This window comes from Chitinophaga sp. Ak27, from assembly GCF_012726295.1.
Lineage (GTDB): Bacteria > Bacteroidota > Bacteroidia > Chitinophagales > Chitinophagaceae > Chitinophaga.
Window position 1 is genome coordinate 314,527 of the sequence record NZ_JABAOB010000005.1, and the last position, 23,476, is coordinate 338,002.

The window sequence follows — 23,476 nt, forward strand, 5'->3', positions numbered from 1 at the left end:
CGTACCTAAAAAGGTACGATTACTTTAGCGCTGAAATTTCTTCCCATATTATATATACCCAAGCGCCCGTTAGGGGAAGCCGTATAATATTCGAAGTACTTTAACCGGTTGGTGTTAGCCTGGTAAGCCACATTGCCCACATTATCCAGCTGCAGGAACACCTCGCAAACCGTTTTCCCTTTTTTATTGATAATCCCGCTACCGGCGCCCACATTAAAAAGGGTGTACCCCGCTGTAAATGTTTCTGTATTGTCTACGCCATAAAACTGAGGCTGGTCGGACATAATATCTACTTCTGCCCGGATGTAGGCCTTCGAGAATAAGCCATAATTCTGCTGCGCTGTAGCTCTCCACTCGCTTCGTATATGCGTAGGAGGTATAAACGGAAGATACCGGGCTTCTTCTCCGTGCAAGCGAATCAATTCCTGGTTTTTATTCCTTCCTTGTATATAAGCCAGGCTGTTATTCACTGCCAGCCAGGCAATCCTGCGTGGATGCAGATTCACTGCCAGCTCCCCGCCATACAACCTTGCGGCCGACTGCTGGTAGCGATACGTTGCGTTGCCGGGAACAATGACTACGGGGTTACCATTATTATCGTATAGCCTTGCCTGGTAAATATAGTTATCAATATCGTTGTTAAACAATTCTATACTGATATCTGCATCTGGCAACCAGGCCTGTATACCAATATCTTCCTGTAAACTAAACTCCGGGTTAAAGCCGCGGTTGCCCAGGTATACAATATGCGCCCCCGGGTCCAGGCCATTAGAGCCGATTTCTGTAATATTGGGAGCACGATATCCCCTGGCAATATTGGCTTTGAACAACACCCGTTCGCTGATATTCCAGGTAGCTCCCAAACTACCGGAGATACCTGTATAACTGTGGCGAAAGGCGGGGAACTGTAATCGGGCTTCCGCCGTATCTCCTCCCCGCACGTGTTGTTCAAAACCGTTTTGCTTATTGGGTCCTACATAGAAATTATTCCATCGAATTGTACGATTGTCGTACCGGAGTCCTCCTGATATATCTATCTTCCCAATCGTTTTCTTTGCAAATACAAATCCCCCTATGTCAAACAGGCCATAATCAGGGATAGGGAAGTCAGTACCATTTTTACTGATATTTGACTGATACATGCCATTTACCCCCACGGTAGTTTCCCAGCCATCCATGACTGGTAAATTATAACGTATATCGTAGTTGAGTGTATTGAGCACTACATACAATCCCGGCTGCGACGGCATTTCCGGGTGGTTATACTCCCGGCGGATACTCTGTTGCAACCCTATCATGGCGTTGATATCCCCATCGCCCAGGCTCCATTTAGTGCGGTTGTACACCCGGTAATGCTGTATATGCTGATGCAATGGATGAATAGAATAGGAGCGTAGCTCATTTTCCGGCACCAGCGGCCTTTCTTTAATATCATCTTCTTCCTTTACCTGCTTTGTAAACTTACGGGTAAGGGAGTCCCTGCTGCCATCAGGTATTTCCTGGGTATTATCATATAGCGTTACACCAATTTGTGTACTTCCCCATGATTTATCTGTTCTTGCCAGCGCTGATAGATTATACTCGCGGAAAGCGGTTCCATATACTAACCCGTCTACTTTATTCCGGTAGTTATGCGCAGTTTTGGCGGTAGCACGGAATACATATTTCCAGTCGTTGCGGCCGTATGCCAATCCAAGTGAAGATCCCAGCATACCGTTATTACTGTGGTAATCGGTCAGGAAACTACCCTGCAATTTGCCGGGAGTCAAAGACGGTACATCCGGGATCATATTAATAACGCCTGCCAGGGCGTCTGAGCCATAGGTAAGGCTGGCTGGACCTTTCACTACCTCTGCCCTTGAAACACCGTACTGGTCTACTTCTATTCCATGTTCATCTCCCCATTGCTGGCCTTCCTGCCGCACCCCATCATATAAGGTAAGTACCCGGTTATATCCCAGCCCCCGGATAAAAGGCTTTGAGATATTAGGCCCGGTAGTAACTGCGCTCACACCCGGGATCCCTTTCACAATGGCGTCGATAAGGTTATTGTTTACATTCATATTCATTTCCCGCTTGCTGATAACGGCAATGGGTATAGGATTTTTCCGTACGGCGGTTGCACGCGAAACGCCGGTCACAATTACTTCATTTAGCTTAGACAGGTCGTCCTCCAGCTGGATATTCAATGTACAGACTTGTTCAGTAAAAACGGTTCGCTTCATTTTTATAGTTTGGAATCCTATCATTGAAATAACAATATCGTATGTTCCTGGCTGCAATTGCGTGATACTAAATCTGCCACGTTGATCGGAAATGGCGCCGGTATGCAACTGACGTATGGCTATGTTGGCAAATTGCAGTGGCTGACCGTTTTTATTAACAACAGTCCCTTTAATAGCGCCATGCTGACCGTACGTAAGGGAAGTCAATAAGAGTAAAAATAGTAATGTAGCTATTTGTTTCATGTTAGTAAGAAATGTAGGTAAATGGTAACCGTGCAGGACTTCCAGGATAGTAACACTGGTTACACTTCTAATTTAATTTTCAACAAAACTATATTCTATTTTTATACCCGTCTTAATTATTTTTTAGATTAACCTAAATTATAGGAAAAGGATCCTGAAAGACGGCTTTTTGCTGGAAGCTTTTAACTTCCGGTTCTGTACACAGGCAGTCATCCAGGGCAGCTGTAATGGCTGCAGCGTCGAGTTCCTGCCCAATAATTACCAATTCATTATAGCGATCAGCAAAACGGTTGTCCCAGCGGCTGGTTACCAGCTCATAGGTTTCAGTATCCAACTGCCACTGCTGGCGGGGAATGGCACACCACCAGTAACCCGCTTTTTCCGCGCGCAGCGAACCGCCGGCCTGGCTCCAGTTGACAGCGATCTCTGGCCGGGAGGCTAGCCAGAAGAGCCCCTTGCTGCGTATAATATTGCCCGGCCACTGTTCATTAATGTAATGCCAAAAACGTTCGGGGTGAAACGGTTTGCGGCTACGATATACAAAAGAAGAAATACCGTATTCCAGGGTTTCCGGAGTATGCTCATTTTCCAGCTCGGCCTGCCATCCCGCGCTCTGGGCTGTACTGTCGAAATCGAAGAGATGTGTATTCAATATTTCTTTTAGCGGCACGACACCATTTACCGCTTCTATTATCCGCGCCTGGGCATTAAGTTTATGAAGCACCGCCCGGAGATTCCCAAGTTTTTCCGGGCTTACCAGGTCACATTTATTCAATACAATCACATTTGCAAATTCAACCTGGTCGGTGAGCAGGTTTACGATAGTGCGCTGGTCGGCCGGATCATCTGTCAATCCCTGTTCGTGCAACTGCGTAATACTGCTGTAGTCCCGCATAAAATTGAATGCATCTACCACAGTCACCATTGTATCAAGGCGGCTTACGCTGGACAGGTCTATCCCGTTGGCTTCATCCTGGTAGCAAAAAGTTTGGGCTACCGGGATAGGCTCAGAAATGCCGGTAGATTCTATCAAGAGATAATCGAATCGTTTTTCTGCCGCCAATGCGGCTACTTCCTGCAGTAAGTCATCGCGAAGGGTACAACAAATGCAGCCATTACTCATTTCCACCAGCCGCTCTTCTGTTTTATGCAGGGTGTTTTCATTCCGTACTAACTGTGCATCGATATTTACTTCGCTCATATCATTCACAATTACGGCTACACGAATATTCTCGCGGTTATGCAACACGTGATTCAGGAGCGTAGTTTTCCCTGCGCCGAGAAAGCCACTCAGCACGGTAACAGGCAATTTTTCCATATATAAGATGATTAGGTTTCGATAGGCATGGCATACAGGGCATTACCGGCATGACTTTATCAGCCCCCCCGTTGCCGGTAACCGGATCCCTGTTTATCAATCTATTTTATCAGTGATGCTTATGAATTGTACACTGTTTGCAACCACGCATGTTCAGGAGGTGCGCTGCCATGATACTGGCGACGCCCACCAGGATAATTGCAAACGCCGTGTAGGTACCTGTAAAATAAAAATGCCCCGCCAACAGTAACAGGAAACCCGTTATAAATAACAGGAGCGGCGTGGGGCGGCGATGATGCCGGAAATATCCCCGGCCCAGCGATATGCAGCCAATAAGAAAAGAAAATGACATCAGCCCGTATTCCAGTGTTTCATTTTCCATAAAATCGGCCCCCAACAAGGGCAACAGAGTTACCAACAAAGGGAACAAAGCACAATGTACTGCGCAGATCAATGAAGCTCCAATCCCTAAAGTATCCAGGTTCATCCGCTTTAGCATGTTATCATCCATACCCCTCTTTTTTATTGCTGAACAAAACTACATAAATTTGCAACAATGTTGCAAATAAAAATAATCCAATTCATCAGATAATTTTATTCCTCAATTGTAAAATGTTGCAATCGTGTTAAAAAATATCAAGACATCTTCCGTCGCTGGGCATCTGTTAACTATGTACTACCTTTGTATATCGAATTAAACAGGGGAATCATACCTATGTCGAAGAAAGCAATTATACTCATTTCGTTTTTTATAGTACTGAGCGCGGGTTTCCTGGGCTACGCAGGATATGTTATCAAGGGTGAAACCGGAACCTTCTTTGGTAAAGAAAAGCTGCCAGTATTGGGTGCTCCCGGGCATACTGTACAGGGATTTTCTTTTACAGACCAGGATGGCAAAACAAAGGCCAAGGCTGACGTTGAAGGTAAAATCTATGTAGCCGAATTCTTTTTTACCACCTGTACCGGTATTTGTCCGAAGATGAATGCCAATATGGACCAGGTTTATGCTAAATACAAAGATAAACCAGACTTCCTGATCCTTTCACATACCGTTGATCCGGATCATGACAGTGTACCTATTTTAAAAGCATATGCCGACAAGCATAAGGCCGACAGCAAAAACTGGTGGTTCCTGACCGGCGATAAAAAGCAGCTATACCGCATGGCCCGTCAGGCCTACCTGGTAGATGACGGTACTTATACCGGCGAAGAAGATTTTGTACATACTCAATGGTTTGCCCTGGTAGATAAGCAAGGCCGGATCCGTGGCTTGTACGAGGGTACTAAAAAACAGGATGTAGATAAGCTGATTACAGACATAGACCGATTAATGGAAGAATAAAGTTTTTTCATCATGGGCACTAAACAACAAATAACAGAACGAATCGGTAGTCTCTTACGGGAAAGCAAGCTAAGTGTTACAGAAACCAGGACTAAGATATTGGAACTGTTTATGAAAAGCAGCGGGGCCCTGGAGCATGCTGACTTTGAGAAGCTGACCGGTAAAACATTTGACCGCGTTACCATCTATCGCACACTGCAAACATTTCTTGATAAAGGCATCATTCACAAAATACCAACTACAGACACCTCCGTACGTTATGCATTATGCAAATCGGAGTGTTCCGAACATGATCATCACGATCATCATATCCACTTCAAATGTGAGGAGTGTGGCAACACCATTTGCCTGGATGAAACCGATGTGCCCCCAATACACCTTCCCAAAGGGTATGCTGCGCATACAGTAGAGGTGGTAGTAAGCGGAGTATGCAAATCATGCAAATAACGACTGATCAAATCATTTAGCAGGGCGATTGTCCTGGTAAAAAAAGAGGGTGTATCGGATAAGTTCCGGTACACCCTCGTCTATTTAGCGCAACTTATTACAGTTTCTCTATCTCTGTTTTTATAAAATCGGCCAGCTCTTTTACATAATCCGGTGAGAAATCGAACTTAATCCCTGCTGCTTTATATAACTCCGGTAAAGTTTTAGTGTTACCTAAACTTAACGCCTGTACGTAATTATCCAGGGCCTGGGTTTTATTCTCCTTGTATTGTTTCCACATGGCAATAGCGCCTAATTGTGCAATACCATATTCGATGTAGTAGAAAGGCACTTCAAACAGGTGCAGTTGCTTCTGCCAGGTAATTTCACGGTAGTCTTCCTGCCCCGTCCAGTCTACCACGGCGGGAGAAAATTCTCCCAGGATTTCCAGCCATTTGGCGGTACGTTCAGCCACTGTATGTTGCGGATGCTCATATATCCAGTGCTGGAATTTGTCGATGGTAGCAATCCACGGGAATATGGTAATCGCTCTTTCCAGTTGCTGCAACCGTGCACGGCGCAGCTGTTCTGCGTCATCAAAGAAAATATCCCAATGGTCCATGGTGAGCAGTTCCATGCTCATGCTGGCTACTTCTGCAATTTCCATCGGGTACTCTTTAAATGCACTTAATGTGAGGTGATGGCTCAGGAAAGAATGCACCGCATGACCGCCTTCATGTACCATAGTGGTAAGGTCTTTCATCTGGCCGGCGGCATTCATGAAAATAAAGGGAACGCCTGTTTCTGCCAGCGGGCAGTTATACCCACCCGGCGCTTTGCCTTTGCGACTTTCCAGGTCGAGGCGGCCCATTTGTTTCATGACCCGCAGGCAATTGCCGAAGAACGGTCCCAGCTCATCAAAAGTAGCGATAGCTTTGTTAACCAGTTCTTCTCCAGTATGGAAAGGTTCCAGCGGTTTTACGCCAGCCGGTTCTGCTTCTGTATCCCATGGTTTCAGGGTATCCAGTTGCAGTTTAGTTTTCTGCTTTTCCAGGGTTTGCTGTGCCAATGGAACAATATGCGCCTTGATAGCATCATGAAACTGGAACACGTCTTCTTTTGTATAATCGAAGCGGCCCAGCTCTACAAATTTATAGTCGCGATAATTGGCGAAGCCTGCGTTCTTAGCTACCTGGTCACGTTTCTTTACCAGGGAGGAGAAGAGTTCATCCAGCTGCTGCCGGTCTTGCAAGCGGCGTGCGGCTGTTTTTGTAAATACTTCTTCTCTCAGGGAACGGTCGCCACTTTCCAGGAATTTGGCGGCCTGTTGCAGCGTATATTCCTGGTCATTTACCTGGATGGTCATTTTTCCTGCAATGACGCCATATTGCTGCGCCATTACAGTAAGTTCGGCCTGGATGGGAATATTCTCTTCCCTGAATAGGTCTATCTGTTTCTGTACATTCCGGAGGTAGGTTTTATATAATTCCTGGTCGAGTTCTTTCAGGAATGGGCTATCCAACAATTTCTTATTCAGCGCATCAGCGTAGGGCTGCAGCTTAGGTTGTATTTCCATACAGAAGTATGCAAATGCTTCTTCCAGTTCTTTACTGGTGGTGTCGCAGGTCATGCGGATCTGGCGCCAGCAAGCATCTTCGCTGGTAACGGCTTCCAGTTCACTCAGGTCTTTCAGCCATTTCTCGAGGTCGGCTACGCTATTAATGGGTCTTTGTTTCAGGGCCTCAAAATAGGGCTGTAGCGTATCCCAGGTAGTTACCTGGAAAGTTTCGGGGAGAAACTGGCGGGGTAATTTCTTTATATCTGCACTTAAATTATCCATGCTATCAAATATTTTGAATTTTTTCGAATGTAGAAATGTAGCACTTTTTTAGGCGAATGCACTTAAAAGATTCGTTAAAAACGGATACTAAAACGATTCAGGCTTCTATTCACCGTCAGCAAAGGCGGTAAATAGAAGCCTGAAATATTTGTTATTTGTTGATGGGTATCAGCAAATAACCAGTGTCTTACTATTCTTCTGTTTTCTTCTTGCGTGGCTTCGCAACTTTTTTAGGTTCTTCACCTTCTGCTGCCGGCGCTTCTTCTTTCTTAGCTTTAGCCTTCTTTGGTGCTTTTTCTTCAGCGCCTTCTTCCGTGTCGGCGGCTTTTTTAGCGCGTGTCTTTTTAGGCTTTTCTTCTACAGCTGCTTCTTCATTAGCGGCAGCAGGAGCTGCTTTAGCTTTTTTCTGAGGAGCTGCGGTTTCTTCTACAGCCACTGCTTCCACTTCACCTTCACCATCGGCCAGGATCTCTTCAAATTTCAACAGATCGTTTGCTTTGAGGATACCGAACCATTTTACCATCTTCTTCATATCACTCACATACACTCTGTCTTCATCGAATTCAGGGAATACGCTTTTGAAATAAGCTTTGATAGCATTGTTGTCTGCTTTACCAGCTACAAGCGGGAATGCCGCTGCTTTTTCATCCATGGCTTTAAATACTTCAGCCAGGTTTACGTTTTCGCCGGTAGTGAATACTTCAATACTTTCCAGTGGAGTAAAATTATGCACGCGGGAAGATACAAACCTTGTACTTTTATCTTCCAGTGACCTTACGATGGCGCCATCTTGTTTACTGGCTACTAACTGAAACAAACCGCCCAACCCGGTTACTGCAACAATTTCTCTGTACTGCATGTTCAAATTTTTAGGAAGCGCAAATATAAATAATTATAATAGATTGACCGCTGCTATTTTTAAGCCATAAAAAGCCTTTAACAGGCGGGTCGCTCAATTCAACTTTCGTGCCATCACCACTGTGCGTTTGCACCGTTTTACCTGTCCCGGCAAATTAAATATTTCTATAAGAAATATATAAATACCTGAAGGTAAAAGTACTGCATTTTCGTTTTTCCCATCCCACTGCAAATATCCATTATTTCCCAGCAAAAAATTACGGGCCAGCCATCTTACGGGTCTTCCTTGTATATCATAAATAACAATATTTCCAACGTAGCCAGGGCCGGGTAATGTCCAGGAAAGCCGGACCCAATCATCTATCCCATCCTGGTTAGGAGAAAAAACACCTGGGGCCAGCACAATATTCAGTGAATCGCCTGCATCTGGCCAGCGCTGGGAATTAATCGCACCTGGCGTAGCATTACCCGCCGCGGTAGCGGCCGAGTGCCAGTTATCTACATCATCTGAAGGATGGGAATAAGATAAACGCTCCAGTGATACGCCCTGCAGCTCCCTGGCAAGGGGGAAATGCAGGCGCCTTGTATAATGCAGTTCATCGAGCAGGGCGCTATCTGTCCGTAATAATACAATGGATCCTTCCGTAGCGGGCATAGAAGGCAAACTCCCAACGGTTTGAATATTTTCAGGTTGCGCACGGGGATAATAGTTGGAAAGTGCTACCGCATCGGTGGTGAGTGCAAGTGGCTGGCCAGGCATCAACAAGCGCCCGGTACTACTGAGTATCTTCCATGGCCCCAGGCTGCCATCAGCCTTCCGGTTACAAAGCCGCAGGCTGGCCAGTTCTACCACTTTCTGGCTGCCGTTGTACAATTCTATAAATTCGGGACTTCCCGGGCCAGGATCAAATAATACTTCATTAATGACTACCTCCTGCTTTTCTGGAAGTTGCGGAATGCCAATAGAAAGACTGGTATTTAATCCGCTACTTTCTCCCATACAGTCTGTCAGTGCCATGGTAGTTAATGTATATATCTCTCCCGGAGATAAAGGAATAGACAGTTGCAATACCACATTCCTGAATAGCGGTGGAAGTACGCGGCTGCTAGTCACCTGCAGGCCATTATTGAAATGATAGTGTGCCGGATCAGCGGCCACCGCGCTATCCAACGTTTTACTGAATCCCAGCAATACATGCAAACTATCTGTAATAGTAGCATAGCGCAGATCCGGCCGGGTATTATCCGGTAGCGGCTGCGCCACTGCGTTGGGATTGCCTGGCGTTCCACCCGCTACAGCTGTACTGGCGGTCCAGTTAATTTTACCGCTGCAGGGAAGCGCATCATTGATCATTTCCAGGCTGATGCCTCCTTTGGGAGGGGAAGGCGTACCATACCAGTGCGCATCATAGTCTACCGCGTGCATTACCCGCCGATGGGCATCATACAACACCACCAGCGCGCTGTCATCTGCCAGGGCCGGGAACCGGTCAATCCCTCTGATGTTGGGGACCCGGTAGCTGGGTACAGCCGCGGTAGCACAGAGCAGCAGCAGGCTGTCTGGCTGCAACAAACAAGCCGGCAGGATGATCTCCCGCTTATTGACCGCAATCCGCCAATCTTTCAGCTGTACAGGGGCTGTACTTATATTTTTTAGTTCTATATATTCGTATGGCGGCAACCCGAGTGGGGGACCAGGTTTAACCATTATTTCGTGGATAACCACGTCATAAATGGCCGGCGATTGGGTAAAACCGCTGAAAGCCCGTAGCAACAGGCCGATACAAACAATGGGGAATCGCATATCAGGTAGTTTTTGGGCCTCAAACTTACCCTATTCGTTTTTGCAAAGTGTTAACCCCATCCAAACGGCAAAAAAAATACTTAATGCTATGAAAAGCGCATGCGATACATTAATTTTGGGCTTCCAAAATTTAAAATGTAAAACAAAATGAAAGTTGCCGTAGTAGGAGCGACCGGATTGGTAGGCTCAAAAATGTTACAGGTGTTAACGGAAAGAAACTTTCCCGTTACTGAATTGATTCCAGTGGCTTCAGAGAAGTCCGTAGGTAAGGAAGTAACATTTAAGGGTAAGACCTGGAAGGTGGTGAATGCTGCAACGGCAATAGCAATGAAGCCTAATGTGGCTATCTTCTCCGCTGGTGGCGGTACTTCCCTGGAATGGGCGCCTAAATTTGCGGAAGCTGGTATCACTGTTATCGACAACTCCAGCGCCTGGAGAATGGACCCCAGCAAAAAACTGGTGGTGCCGGAAGTAAATGGCGATGCCATTACGCGAGAGGACAAAATCATTGCTAATCCAAACTGTTCCACCATCCAGATGGTGCTGGTACTGAAACCACTGCACGAAAAATATAAAATCAAAAGGGTAGTGGTATCTACTTATCAGTCAGTAACCGGTACCGGCGTAAAGGCGGTAACCCAGTTGATGAATGAAAGACAAGGTATTAGTGGTGAAATGGCATACGCATACCCTATCGATCTTAATGTTATTCCGCAGATAGACGTATTTCTCGACAACGGCTATACGAAAGAAGAGATGAAGATGGTAAATGAAACCAAAAAAATTATGCGGGACGACAGTATTCTGGTAACAGCAACGACTGTACGTATCCCTGTAATGGGTGGTCATAGCGAATCCGTAAACATAGAGTTTGAAAATGAATACGATGTGAAAGAACTGCGTGGTTTACTGGAGCAAACACCGGGTGTTGTTGTAGTAGATGATCCTTCTAAAGCGCAGTATCCAATGCCCAAAGATGCGCACGACAAAGACGAAGTATTTGTAGGCCGCATCCGCAGGGATGAAACACAGCCTAAAACTGTGAATATGTGGATAGTAGCAGATAACCTCCGCAAAGGGGCAGCTACTAACGCTGTACAGATTGCAGAATACCTCAGTGGTAAAAACTGGTTGTAATCATACTGTTGTGCTATGTAATTAAGGGACAAAAACACCCCTAAACGTGGCTCCCGTAGATGACTATACGAAAATGATTTTATAACTCCTTAAGAGCAAGCATGTTATCGCTTGCTCTTTTTTATTTCCTTCATAAAACAATAACACAGAAAGCTTAAAAATTACACGGAAGTAGTATTGATTTGTGCGGCAGAAAATCCAATTTTGGAATCAATAATCCTATGCCAACTAAAACTCTTTGAAAGTGAAGAGAGTAGTCCAATTTTAGAGATGCCGGTTTTTTTCGTTATTTTCTAATCAGAAAACACCCTTAAGTCCTATGAAAACCAACACCAATCGCGAGCTTCTGTTAATGCACAAGTTCACCGAAGAGTGGAGTAGCAATTTCTCCTCACAGGTATCCAGGATCATGAACATCGTTGATCAGCAGGATACTTTAGATGGGATCATACCAATTATCGAAGTGGCAAACGTTTATAATCAACGTTTTGCTCACGCTCGTACTGACAAAGAAAATCTTCTAAAGAATCGCAAGGCTCGTCCATTCGAATTTCTGATTCACAAGAACTAGTGGTATATTAGTTTATCAGATAAGTATGGGATGAAGAAAAAAAAATGGCCATTTAAATACGAACTTGATTCAAAAAATAACCTGAATTTACCTTCAGAACAAAAGAGCATATTCGCCTATATTGTTATATGGATATTAGGTATTATGTGCGGCTTAATGTTTTTGTTGTTATTCGCAATGGTCATACAAAAGCTGGTAACAGGCGATTATTAAATAATCGCATTTATCTGATAAACTAATATCAACACTTTCCGGCTAGTCCATAGCACGGTTAATGAACTGGATAAAGGGCTGCATGATGGCAAAAGTTTTAAGTATTTCCCTCACGAGCGCCGGTTGTGTGCAAGCTTCATCAGTGAACGGATGAGAAACAACAAAGCTTTTCAATTTCAGGTAGGCGATAGCCGGATTATCCGGCTGGTACCCCTGTGGAGCTGTTTTTAATGCTTCTCCTTCTATTTTCCCAAACTGTTTAATAAACTCTTTATGGGAAATCAGCTGTTCAAATTCCTGGAAATTATAATCTATTTCCTGGCGTAGCTTTTTAAGTTCAGGAGCACCTGGCATCCAGAGCCCTCCTCCGGCAAAGCTATTGCCTCCCGGTTCCATATGGAAATAATATCCGGCAAGGGTAGATTTTTTGCCGCCTGCCTGGAAAGAAGCGGCCAGGTTTACTTTATAGGGCGTTTTATCTTTTGAAAACCGAACATCTTTGTAGATCCGGAACACACAATCTTTTAATTGCAGCCCCTGCATAGAAGGCTCCTGTTTCGCCAGCCCATCTATCAGCTGCTGTACCATACTTTCAAAATCAGCCTTGGCGGCCTGGTATTCGGTTTTGTGTTCGTCAAACCAGACCTTATTATTATTCAGCCTGAGTGACTTCAGAAATTTTAACGTGGACGGCTGCAACATTCTTTCTTTTTGACAGCAAGATAATACAAATCAATTTACGATGCAGGGATTTAACCATTTGTTTCCATTGTCATGGGCTGCTGTCACCCCTGCATCGTTCTTTTTGTAATGCCCTATCAGAAATGATACGTGGCGGCTAACAAAACATTGGATGTAACATCATATGGTTTGCCATCAGACTTATTGAATATATTAGCTGAAGCTTTGTCTAATCTAAACTCCGGCATGATAGTAAGGTTTCCTACCTTATAATTTAAGGTAACTGTACCTTCCACCACGTTACCTCCGCCAGGTACGCTGCCAAATACTTTCAGGCCATCTTTATCACTAAAATATTCACCGCGTACTGTAAGTCCTACTTTACTTGTAAAATCAAGATTTACATACAATGCATTTCCCCACCATTTGGCATTTTCACGAATATTCTTAGGCACGGTAGTATTGGAGTAAGTGCTATAGGTAGCATTGTAACCAAGTCCCAATACCTTATTCACCTGGTAAGTAGCTACTAGGTCTACCTGGTGATTCTGTATGCCTGAAGTATCTTTTCCTTCCAGGTAATTGAGGTATAATTTGATGGGTGTTTCAGCTGGTGCAAAGCCCAGTTGAGCACCTATATATTTATGACTGTTTGCGGTGACTGATTTTAAATCGGTAGGGTTAAAAACCCCTACCATGGCGGTGAGTGAAGAAGTGAGTGCCAGGTCAACCTTGGCGCCGGTATTGAAGAACGGTCCATAGCTGAATAAATAACTCATGCTATAGTTCCTGTTGGAGTAGGCATCTACCAGCTCGTAACCAATATGGGTGGCAAAGCTACCCAGGCTGATCTTTATTTTAGGGGTGAGTTCATACGAAACATATAACTGCTTAATCGCCATGGCCAGGCCGTTTTTCCCATCTGGCAGGTCGTTATAGGAAAATTCTCCTGCTCTTTTTCCAAACCCCAGGTCCGCTACGATACTTCCTTTCTTAAATCCATGTTCTACTTTCAGCGATACCATTCCCAATTCAAATGAATTGTGCGAATTGGTAAAGCTGGTTTTATTGTCGGTGTAATTTCCGTTCAGGTTATATTTATAATAAACATCGGCTGAGCCGGAAAGCTTAAACGCGGGTACAGACGTGGTATCTGTGGCGGATTGCGACATGGCAAACAAAGTGCTGCCCATAGCAAATAAGGTCGTTAACATTCTTTTCATACTTAAATATTTGGTTGAGAAATGGTAAGTACTACGGCCTTTCTTGCAGATTGTTTCAGGGGTGGTGCATAACGCGAGCTTCTGATGATGCTACAATCAGAATAGAAGGAATGGATAATCAGTAGTCAATGATTGGTGCAATTTTTCACTTCTTTACAGCTAGTTAACTACCAATTATCCATTCCAGGTTCTTACAACATAAAATATATGTTTAATACAGTTGATATAGATCGTATCCGGAGTAGTTCCATTCTTTTGGAACTCCCGCCAATATTACATTTCAGGAATGTACCAGCTCATCTTCTTCTTTCAGGGAACCATTGTCTGATATGCTGATGAGAGAAGGATGATAATTTTCGTTGTGCTGTGTAACATCGAGTCCCAGTTCTTCTTCTTCTTCAGATACACGCAGTGGGTGAATCAGGTTAATGAGTTTGAAGATGCCGTAAGAAACGGTGAAGCTGTAACCTACTACCAGCAGTAATCCCAGCACCTGGTTTTTAAACAGCTCGAAGTTGCCGTAAAACCAACCATTATTACCAGCGTCGTTTATTGTTTTAGTAGCGAAGATACCGGTAAGCAACATACCTACCATACCACCTAAACCATGACAGGGGAATACATCCAGTGTATCGTCGATACTTGTTTTTGATTTCCAGTGTACAGCTACGTTAGAAATGATGGCAGCAATAAACCCGATGAATACACTTTGCGGGATCGCAACAAAGCCTGCAGCAGGCGTAATAGCCACCAGACCGACTACGGCACCTATGCAGAAACCGAGCGCAGATGGTTTTCTACCGCGGATTACATCAAAGAATACCCATGATAAACCAGCAGCAGCGGTAGCGGTGTTAGTGGTAGCAAAGGCAGTAGCTGCAAGGGAACCAGCGCTCAGGGCAGAACCAGCGTTGAAACCGAACCAGCCAAACCACAGCAAACCGGTACCCAGTAAAACGAAAGGAATATTTGCAGGCTGTAATTCTTTCTTTTCGATATGGTCTTTTCTTCTTTTCAATACCAGGGCTCCGGCCAGGGCTGCGCAACCTGCTGTAATATGTACTACGGTACCACCTGCGAAATCGAGTACGCCGAGTTTAAACAGGATACCATCAGGATGCCAGGTCCAGTGTGCAATTGGCGCATATACTAATAAGCTAAATAATACCATGAAAAGCACATAAGAAGTAAAGCGGATCCTTTCTGCTACGGCACCTACCACCAGCGCCGGGGTAATGATGGCAAACTTCATTTGGAAGAGTGCAAACAACAACAGCGGAATAGTAGGGGCAAGGCTCCAGGGACCGCCGGATCCTACGTGTTGAAACATAAAAAATGTGCGGGGATCACCGATGATGCCATGATAAGAAGAACCAAATGCCAGGCTAAATCCAACTACGACCCATACTATACTAATTAACCCGGTGGCAATGAAGCTCTGCATCATGGTAGATATCACATTCTTTTTATTTACCATACCTCCATAAAAGAAGGACAAACCAGGCGTCATTAAAAATACCAGCGAAGAGGCTACCAGGATCCAGGCAATGTCAGCAGAATTATATTTACTGGCATCTGCAAAATTTGGAAGTGAAGGGATGAAAACTCCAACAATTGCAATTATTGCAAGAAAGATGAAGGGGAGATAGTCCTGAAATGATATTTTCTTCATAGCGATCTATTTTTAAATTTCTTAAATAAAAGTATATCCGAAATTTAAAACGTCAAATAGAAGGCGCTAAAAATAGAAATATTTGAATAGTGAGTGCGATATTTAGGATTAAGCTAACTATATAACAATTAATTATAATATTAATTACGAATTATTGCTATAGCAACATTTTTAAACATCTTTTAAATAGGTGTAAATTGTTGAATATCAATACTTATAGTGGAGTATTATCAGAAGGTTAACAATTTTCAAATTTACCAGGTGCATGTACTACTGTAATTGAGCGAAAAGCAATACAATCACCTGGCAAACAATTTATTATAAATTATATATTTATCAATTCATGATTCAAAATCCATCAAACATATTAAGAATAAATACATATAATGTTTTAAATGAGCCAGCCCAATTATTGTTTCATTTCTACTAATTCGCGCTCTAAAGCAAACATCTGATCCCTTAAACGGGCAGCTTCCATAAAGTCGAGATCACGGGCTGCCTTTTCCATATCTTTTTTCACCTTGGCAATCGACTTCTCCATTTGCGGGATGGTTTTCACAGCCGCTGCAGACGACCTCGCATAAGCCATGGCATCTTCTGCCACCAGCTGCACCTCATCATGAACAGCCATAGGTGAATGTTCGTCAAAGTGCTTGATTTCCAGTACAGACGTTTGCCCCAGGATCTGTTCCTTGCTCTTACGAACCGTTTTGGGCGTAATATGATGTGCTTTATTAAATGCCAGCTGCTTTTCACGGCGCCGGTCTGTTTCATCCATAGTCCGCTGCATACTCTCCGTGATCTTGTCTGCATAAAATATTACCAACCCATCTACGTTACGGGCGGCGCGTCCTGCTGTTTGGGTCAGCGACCGCTCATCTCTCAGGAAACCTTCCTTATCGGCATCCAGGATGGCTACCAGCGATACCTCTGGCAGGTCCAACCCCTCACGGAGCAGGTTTACACCCACCAACACATCGATATTGCCCAGGCGCAGGTCTCTCAATATTTCTATACGTTCCAGGGTATCTACTTCGGAGTGGATGTACCGCGACTTAACATTAATACGCCCCAGGTATTTGTCCATTTCTTCTGCCATACGTTTGGTCAGGGTAGTTACCAGCACCCGGTCGCCCTTCAGCACCCGCTTATCGATTTCTTCCAGCAAGTCGTCCACCTGGTTCACACTGGGCCGTACCTCAATGGGAGGCTCCAGCAGGCCGGTAGGACGTACTACCTGCTCTACCACCACTCCTTCTGTTTTCTTCAGTTCGTAGTCACCCGGGGTAGCACTTACAAAAATGGTTTGATTGAGCATATTCTCGAACTCATGGAAGTTCAATGGCCGGTTATCCAGTGCTGAAGGCAAGCGGAATCCGAATTCCACCAGGTTCAGTTTACGGGAACGGTCGCCTCCATACATAGCGCCTATCTGGGGAATTGTTACGTGGCTTTCATCTACCACCAGCAGGAAATCCTTAGGGAAATAATCTAACAGGCAGAACGGCCTGGCACCTGGCTTACGACGGTCCAGGAAGCGGGAATAGTTTTCGATACCGCTACAGTAACCCAGCTCACGGATCATTTCTATATCATAATTCACCCTTTCTGATAAACGTTGCGCTTCTATCAGTTTACCGTTAGCTTTAAAATATTCTACCTGCGCCTTTAATTCGTCCTGTATTTCAAAAATGATCTGTTGCATCATTTCTTTTGGCGCCAGGTACATATTGGCCGGGAAAATGGCGGCATTTTCCACCACGGTAATTCGTTTACTATTCTGTACATCAATCGTCTCTATTTCCTCAATCTCATCTCCAAAAAAAGTAATACGGTAACCATAATCCACATAAGGAAGGTTAATGTCCACGGTGTCTCCTTTTACCCGGAAATTTCCCCGGTTAAAATCGCCCGTAGTACGACTGTACAGGGAATTAACGAGCCCATGCAGTAAAGTATTACGGCTTACGGTCTGGCCTTTCTGTATGCGGATAATCCCATTTTCATACTCCGTAGGGTTACCAATACCATAAATACAAGACACGCTGGCTACCACAATAATATCCCTGCGACCAGAAAGCAGGTTGGAAGTAGCTTTCAGTCGCAACTTATCTAATTCCTCATTAATAGCCAGGTCTTTTTCTATATATGTATCGCTCACAGGCATATAAGCTTCCGGCTGATAATAATCGTAGTAAGACACATAGTATTCTACTGCGTTATCGGGGAAGAATTGCCTTAGTTCACCATAGAGCTGCGCTACCAGTGTTTTATTATGAGTAAGCACCAGGGTGGGGCGCTGCACTTCCTGGATTACATTGGCAACAGTAAAGGTTTTTCCGGAACCGGTCACCCCCAGCAAGGTTTGAAATGGTTCACCGTCATTGATTCCTCGGGTTAATTGTTTAATCGCTTCCGGCTGATCACCAGCAGGAGCGTATGGAGCCTGTATCTTAAATGACATATTGAAATTTGTATTTGAGCAGTCTGTAAAAATACTAAAGAATCAGGAAGAGAAGTGTTAAAAAAGATGCTTTAATTTTGCTGCTCATTTAAGGACGACTTATGAGAAAAAAAATCTTAACAGGCCTGTTAATCGCCTTCCTGCTTCCCCTTGCCTCTTTCGCCTGGGGCCCCAATGGCCACCGCATTGTTGCCGAAATAGCCTGGCAGCACCTGACTCCACAAGCCCGTAAAGCGATCACCCAAATTCTTGGCCGCCAGCCGATGGCAATGATTGCCAACTGGCCTGATTTTATTAAATCAGATACCACTCATCAATACGATCATACCAACAAATGGCATTACCTGGATTTTCCGGCCAATATCGACCGGGCTAAATTTAATGAATTACTGGCCGCAGCTACCGATGAAAATCTTTATACCGAAACCCAGGCGATGATCAAGGAATTGAAAAACCGGTCTCTTTCCAAAGACAAACAGCTGTTTGCGCTTACGTTCCTCGTACATATGATGGGCGACATGCATCAACCCCTGCACGTAGGTCGTGATGAAGATATGGGTGGCAATAAAATTTCTGTCATGTGGTTTGATAAGCCTTCTAACTTACACCGGGTATGGGACGAGCACCTGATCGACTTTCAACAGCTCAGTTATACCGAGTATACCAAAGCCCTGGACATCGCTTCTGTTGCGGAGGTAAAAGCTATGCAAAAAGGGTCTATTGCCGACTGGATGTATGAATCGCACCTGCTGGCCGATAAAGTATATAGCTATACACAACCCGATGCCAAGCTCAGCTATCGTTATAACTATGTTTTTATGAAAGATCTGAACCAGCAATTACTGAAAGGGGGAGTGAGACTGGCCGCTATATTGAACGGCATTTATAAGTAGAGCAGAAGGCCGAAAGCAAAAAGCTACTATGGAATAGGACTTAGCGAGTATTTAAACTTCGCTTTAATCATTCTCCATAGTAGCTTTTTGCTTTAAGCTTAAAGCTTTATGTTTTACGTTCCTATACCAGGTCGATATCGAAATTAACCAGTTGTACAAACTGCTCCAGGCGTGCCGAAATATCTTCCTGTGTAATTTCCCGGAGGCGTTCGGTACCAAACTTCTCCACGCAGAAAGACGCCATTGCAGACCCTACGATGATAGCAGTTTTCATGTTTTCGAAAGAGATGTCTTTTGTTTTAGCCAGGTGACCTATAAAACCACCAGCAAAAGTATCTCCGGCGCCGGTTGGGTCATATACATCATCCAGTGGCATGGCAGGCGCAAAGAATACATGATTTTCATAGAACAGCAGGGCGCCATGTTCTCCCTTCTTGATAATAAGGTAACGAGGGCCCATAGCCATAATTTTACGGGCAGCCTTTACCAGTGAATATTCACCGCTTAGCTGGCGTGCTTCTCCGTCGTTTACCATAAGCACATCTACTTTCTTCAACACTTTCAGCAAGTCGTCGAGTGCCACTTCCATCCAGAAGTTCATAGTATCCATTACAATCAGCTTAGGACGTACTTTCAGCTGATCCAATACACTCATCTGTACTTGCGGGGTAAGGTTACCCAGGATCAGGAATTCGCTGCCCTGGTAACTTTCAGGGATAACCGGTTTAAAATCTGCCAGTACGTTTAACTCCGTAGCCAGCGAGTCGCGGGTATTCATATCCATGTGATACTTACCGGACCAATAAAAAGATTTTTCACCCTGTTTTACCTGTACTCCATCGAGCGCCACACCTTTGTTTTTCAGCGCATCCAGTTCTGCTTGGGGAAAATCGTCACCTATTACAGATACCTGGTTGATAGGCTTAACAAAATTAGAGGCCGCCCAGGCAATGTAAGTGGCCGATCCACCTATAATTCTACCTGACTTTCCAAAGGGGGTTTCGATTTCATCGAAAGCCATTGTACCTACGACAGTGAGAGACATGCTATTCCAGTTATTTTTTATTATGTTAAAATTTAATACAAAACCTGGCAAAGGTAATTACTTAAATAGAAAGACGACTTTAAATCTTTACTGTTTTCCAGGCACCGCGGCGGAATAGCAGTATTGCGGCGATAGCTGAGGTAGATTCAGAAATGGCGATGGCCCAGAATACCCCCACGGGACCAAGTTTCAGCCAGATAGCCAGGGCATAAGCCAGGGGCATTTGCAGGGTCCACATCACGAACAAATTGATGAGCAGGGGAGTACGGGTGTCTCCTGCACCGTTGAACGACTGGATCAGCACCATACCATAGGCATAAAAGACATATCCTGCACTCATCAACCGGATACATTGCACTGCATAATCCAATACCGCCTGGTCGGTGGTAAAAAAGCCTATAATGAGCCGGGCCCCGGTAATGAATATAACAGCTACGAAGCCCAGAAATAGCATATTAAAAAATGCCGCCCGCCAGGCTGATATCTCGGCTCTCTCTGGCTGTTGAGCGCCGAGATTTTGCCCTACCAGCGCTGCCGCAGCATTGGCCATTCCCCAGGCCGGCAGGATGGTAAAAAGCACCACCCGGATCGTAATCGTATACCCGGCTACTGCATCTTTTCCAAAATGGGCAATGATACGCACCAGGAAAATCCAGCTGGCCGCAGCAATAAGCATCTGGGCGGTAGCTCCTACTGCTATTCTGAGAATGCTCCAGATAATAGGTAGGGCAGGCGCCAGGTGTTTACGGGTAATACGTATCAGATCCCTTCCCTTCACCAGGTGATACAATTGATATAGCACGCCAACACCTCTTCCGATGAAAGTAGCAATGGCTGCGCCTTTCAACCCCATAGCCGGAAGGGGGCCGGCGCCGGAAATCAGCAGAGGACATAAAATAATATTCAAGCCATTAGCAATCCATAAGGCACGCATAGCCAGGGCCGCATCTCCTGCACCACGAAAAATACCATTGATGAGTATTAATAAAATGACGACAATATTACCGCACAGCAATATCTTCGTATATATATAACCGTAGTCTGCCACATCCGTGGAGGCTCCCATCATTAACAAAACATCTTTTGAGAAAAAGACGCCCACAACCGTTACCAACAGCGATAAGATCAAACCAATGTGCAGCGCCTGCATTGCAGCATGTGCTGCAGCATCCGGGTCTTTTTCCCCGGTACGACGCGCTATCATAGCAGTGGCGCCCATACTTAATCCCATTGTAACCGTATATACCAGCATCAGGATAGATTCCGTAAGCCCTACCGTAGTAATGGCGTTTACTCCTAAATGCCCCACAAAGTAGATATCCACCACTGCAAATAGCGATTCCATGGCCATTTCCAGGATCATAGGTACTGCCAGCAGGAAAATCGCCCGGTTAATACTACCGGTGGTAAACTCCTTTTCACTACCAGCTACTGCTATCTTGAATAACTGAAAAAAATGACGGACACGCAATAACGTTTTCGTTAAAATAGACATATAATAAGTTGAAATAATAAACCGATAATGACACCTAACAGTGCCACAAATTCAAACAATAATGTGGAGAGAAGATTCGCGGGAAGTACCAGCGACTATTTAAGCTTTCATATTACTATCAGTTTACCATCGAATGATGAGCTACAAATGTAAATGATTTCTTTCCATAAAAATCATCCCTTATAAAAGAAATGAAAAATTGATATACTTACCATGAATCTCAACCGCTCCGATGAGACCATTTACAGCAGGCCATTACAGGGCACAAGAAAAAATAATTCAAAATATATTGCGATACCTGTAACATTTAATTTCAAGTCTCGTTTAACATAGCATATCAGCGCTGAGAACCTATTGCATAAAAATTCAAGAACGAAAATTACACGACCAACAACGTAGCATCACCTTTATAAAACCTTCATAAAACACAAACAATGCTTATGTTCAACAAGAATACTCTCCTGACCGGAGCAGTAACTGCCGCTGTATTGGGTATATCTTTCAGCTCCTGCAAAAAGGACAACAACGATCCAATTGTCCCTACTCCACGCAGCAAAACTTATGAGCTGAAAGGCACTACAGGAGATGACAAGGATAAAAAAATAGGCACCGTAACACTCAAGGAAAACCTCGCTGACACTGGGAATAGCGTAATCGTTGTATTAAACCTCGACAAGAACACCAAAGACGCAGAATACAATGTTTATCTGATTAAAGGTACCATCGCCGCACCTACCACCGATACTATTTTCAGACCCAAAGACCTGGAGAAAAAAGCAATCAGCTTTAAAGGTACCGGCATAGCCCTTACTCACACCATGGTTGATAAAATCAATACCATCAAACTGTATCAGCCTAACAACGTACGTACTGAAATTAAGTTTAAATACGACGATGTACTGGCGCTTTCTTCATTCCTGAAGGTGGCTACAGCAACAGGAACTGAAACACTGGCCATCGGCAGCTTTGGCAAATAAACGGAAACCACTGTTGTAAGGTTTCAGTAAAACTATAAAAGCATGCTTCTTGCAGAAGCATGCTTTTGCGCATCCCGATAATATATAAGGATACCTAACTAATATAGTTTACACAGCCCCCTGCAGCACTTCATCATTAGAAAACAAAGAAGACTGTTCTTCAAAAAGTGCTTCAATCATTCCTATTTCCTTACTGTACATCGTCTTCTTACGAGTGCCAAAGTAGAGCGTATTTTCCATTACATTATTTCCTTCCCAGGTCAGCTTTAACTTTCCTGTAGCCAGTTCATGCCGGCAAAGAAAATCGGGAATAATCGCAAAGCCTTTCCCATCAATTAAGCAACGAACAATGGAACATTTGTTGGGCACAATGTAATTTGGGCGGAAATCGGGGTGCCTGTTAAAATTCAAGTACCAGAATCGGCGCATATTTTCCATATCAGCAGCAGTTGTATACCATGTTTGCCCCTTTAGCCACCGCTCCGCTTCTTCAATTTTATTAGCCAGGATTAAGCCGGTGAATGGTTGAATGTCTTGCATGCCACCACCCACCAACACAATTTTTTCTTTAGCAAAAGCCTTGTATTCCAGGTTTGCCTGGTTGCTTTTATGTGGCGCAATAATCAGGTCGAGCAAGCCATGGTCAAGGTCTTGTTGCATATCAGGGTACTCTCCAAATTTGATATTGATATTAAAGGGGAGGGTAGCGATATATTGTTCCAACGTGAACTGGAACGTTTCCAGGCACATACCAATGCTAATGGTTGACCGGTTGTCTTCCGCACTTTTATGAAAGTGCTCTTCCGCCTGTTCCAGTTTGTTTACTGCTTCGAGGATGAAATTATAGAACACTTTCGCCCGTTCTGTGGGCACCATCTTCCTCGCTGTTCTATCAAATAGTTTATATCCCACATATGCCTCCAGCGAATTTAAGTGCAGGCTTACACCTGGCTGGGAAATGAATAATGCTTGCGCGGTGGCTGTCAGTGATCCGGTTTCATAAATTGTCTTGAAAGTCCGGAACCATTCGAAATTTATCGGCATAACCC

19 protein-coding genes are annotated in these 23,476 nt (G+C 44.4%); 6 read left to right on the forward strand and 13 right to left on the reverse strand.

The window, feature by feature from the left end; genetic code table 11:
• Positions 1-5: 5 nt before the first annotated feature.
• From HGH90_RS18700 to HGH90_RS18710, 3 genes are all read right to left on the reverse strand, one after another.
• Positions 6-2,468 carry a TonB-dependent receptor gene (locus HGH90_RS18700; protein WP_168764783.1) on the reverse strand — a complete coding sequence of 821 codons (2,463 nt, stop codon included), beginning with the start codon at positions 2,466-2,468 and terminating at the stop codon, positions 6-8.
• 133 nt (positions 2,469-2,601) lie between these two features.
• Positions 2,602-3,786, reverse strand: a complete 1,185-nt coding sequence (locus tag HGH90_RS18705; RefSeq protein WP_168764784.1) for a GTP-binding protein — start codon at positions 3,784-3,786, stop codon at positions 2,602-2,604.
• 109 nt (positions 3,787-3,895) lie between these two features.
• Positions 3,896-4,297 carry a MerC domain-containing protein gene (locus HGH90_RS18710; protein WP_168764785.1) on the reverse strand — a complete coding sequence of 134 codons (402 nt, stop codon included), beginning with the start codon at positions 4,295-4,297 and terminating at the stop codon, positions 3,896-3,898.
• 204 nt (positions 4,298-4,501) lie between these two features.
• Here HGH90_RS18710 and HGH90_RS18715 point away from each other — a divergent pair, with 204 nt between their 5' ends.
• Together HGH90_RS18715 and HGH90_RS18720 are read left to right on the forward strand one after the other, a co-directional pair.
• On the forward strand, positions 4,502-5,128 hold the full coding sequence (locus HGH90_RS18715; protein ID WP_168764786.1) for an SCO family protein: 627 nt from the start codon (positions 4,502-4,504) through the stop codon (positions 5,126-5,128).
• Positions 5,129-5,140: 12 nt separating this feature from the next.
• The gene (locus tag HGH90_RS18720; RefSeq protein ID WP_168764787.1) at positions 5,141-5,575 is read left to right on the forward strand and encodes a Fur family transcriptional regulator; all 435 of its coding nucleotides are present in this window, start codon (positions 5,141-5,143) and stop codon (positions 5,573-5,575) included.
• A 97-nt stretch (positions 5,576-5,672) separates the two neighbouring features.
• On the opposite strand, the gene HGH90_RS18725 is transcribed toward HGH90_RS18720, so the two are convergent.
• The 3 genes from HGH90_RS18725 to HGH90_RS18735 all read right to left on the reverse strand — a co-directional run bounded on the left by HGH90_RS18725 (position 5,673) and on the right by HGH90_RS18735 (position 10,056).
• Entirely contained in the window at positions 5,673-7,394 is a 1,722-nt protein-coding gene (locus tag HGH90_RS18725; RefSeq protein WP_168764788.1) for a M3 family oligoendopeptidase, read from the reverse strand.
• Between the two features lie 190 nt (positions 7,395-7,584).
• A complete protein-coding gene (locus HGH90_RS18730) occupies positions 7,585-8,253 on the reverse strand; it encodes a DUF5606 domain-containing protein (protein WP_168764789.1) in 669 nt (222 codons plus the stop codon).
• A 93-nt stretch (positions 8,254-8,346) separates the two neighbouring features.
• On the reverse strand, positions 8,347-10,056 hold the full coding sequence (locus tag HGH90_RS18735) for a lamin tail domain-containing protein (protein WP_169191697.1): 1,710 nt from the start codon (positions 10,054-10,056) through the stop codon (positions 8,347-8,349).
• 147 nt (positions 10,057-10,203) lie between these two features.
• Between HGH90_RS18735 and HGH90_RS18740 the strand changes: the two genes are divergently transcribed.
• Positions 10,204-11,193: an aspartate-semialdehyde dehydrogenase gene (locus tag HGH90_RS18740; protein ID WP_168764791.1), complete on the forward strand. Its 990-nt coding sequence runs from the start codon at positions 10,204-10,206 to the stop codon at positions 11,191-11,193.
• Positions 11,194-11,512: 319 nt separating this feature from the next.
• Complete coding sequence (locus HGH90_RS18745; RefSeq protein WP_145662617.1) at positions 11,513-11,764, forward strand: hypothetical protein; 252 nt, start codon at positions 11,513-11,515, stop codon at positions 11,762-11,764.
• A 255-nt stretch (positions 11,765-12,019) separates the two neighbouring features.
• On the opposite strand, the gene HGH90_RS18750 is transcribed toward HGH90_RS18745, so the two are convergent.
• From HGH90_RS18750 to uvrB, 4 genes are all read right to left on the reverse strand, one after another.
• A complete protein-coding gene (locus HGH90_RS18750; protein ID WP_168764792.1) occupies positions 12,020-12,679 on the reverse strand; it encodes a DUF2461 domain-containing protein in 660 nt (219 codons plus the stop codon).
• 116 nt (positions 12,680-12,795) lie between these two features.
• Positions 12,796-13,881 (reverse strand): porin, encoded by a 1,086-nt coding sequence (locus HGH90_RS18755; RefSeq protein WP_168764793.1) that lies wholly within the window; start codon positions 13,879-13,881, stop codon positions 12,796-12,798.
• A 280-nt stretch (positions 13,882-14,161) separates the two neighbouring features.
• The gene (locus HGH90_RS18760) at positions 14,162-15,553 is read right to left on the reverse strand and encodes an ammonium transporter (protein ID WP_168764794.1); all 1,392 of its coding nucleotides are present in this window, start codon (positions 15,551-15,553) and stop codon (positions 14,162-14,164) included.
• A gap of 409 nt (positions 15,554-15,962) precedes the next feature.
• Entirely contained in the window at positions 15,963-18,017 is a 2,055-nt protein-coding gene (gene uvrB, locus HGH90_RS18765; protein ID WP_168764795.1) for an excinuclease ABC subunit UvrB, read from the reverse strand.
• A gap of 101 nt (positions 18,018-18,118) precedes the next feature.
• Here uvrB and HGH90_RS18770 point away from each other — a divergent pair, with 101 nt between their 5' ends.
• The gene (locus HGH90_RS18770; protein WP_168764796.1) at positions 18,119-18,910 is read left to right on the forward strand and encodes a S1/P1 nuclease; all 792 of its coding nucleotides are present in this window, start codon (positions 18,119-18,121) and stop codon (positions 18,908-18,910) included.
• Positions 18,911-19,031: 121 nt separating this feature from the next.
• Here HGH90_RS18770 and HGH90_RS18775 read toward each other — a convergent pair whose 3' ends face one another.
• Together HGH90_RS18775 and HGH90_RS18780 are read right to left on the reverse strand one after the other, a co-directional pair.
• Positions 19,032-19,955, reverse strand: a complete 924-nt coding sequence (locus tag HGH90_RS18775) for a PfkB family carbohydrate kinase (protein WP_169191698.1) — start codon at positions 19,953-19,955, stop codon at positions 19,032-19,034.
• Positions 19,956-20,034: 79 nt separating this feature from the next.
• The gene (locus HGH90_RS18780) at positions 20,035-21,450 is read right to left on the reverse strand and encodes an MATE family efflux transporter (RefSeq protein WP_168764798.1); all 1,416 of its coding nucleotides are present in this window, start codon (positions 21,448-21,450) and stop codon (positions 20,035-20,037) included.
• 440 nt (positions 21,451-21,890) lie between these two features.
• Between HGH90_RS18780 and HGH90_RS18785 the strand changes: the two genes are divergently transcribed.
• The gene (locus tag HGH90_RS18785; RefSeq protein WP_168764799.1) at positions 21,891-22,427 is read left to right on the forward strand and encodes a hypothetical protein; all 537 of its coding nucleotides are present in this window, start codon (positions 21,891-21,893) and stop codon (positions 22,425-22,427) included.
• 108 nt (positions 22,428-22,535) lie between these two features.
• On the opposite strand, the gene HGH90_RS18790 is transcribed toward HGH90_RS18785, so the two are convergent.
• Positions 22,536-23,471, reverse strand: a complete 936-nt coding sequence (locus HGH90_RS18790; protein WP_168764800.1) for a LysR family transcriptional regulator — start codon at positions 23,469-23,471, stop codon at positions 22,536-22,538.
• Positions 23,472-23,476: the final 5 nt, after the last annotated feature.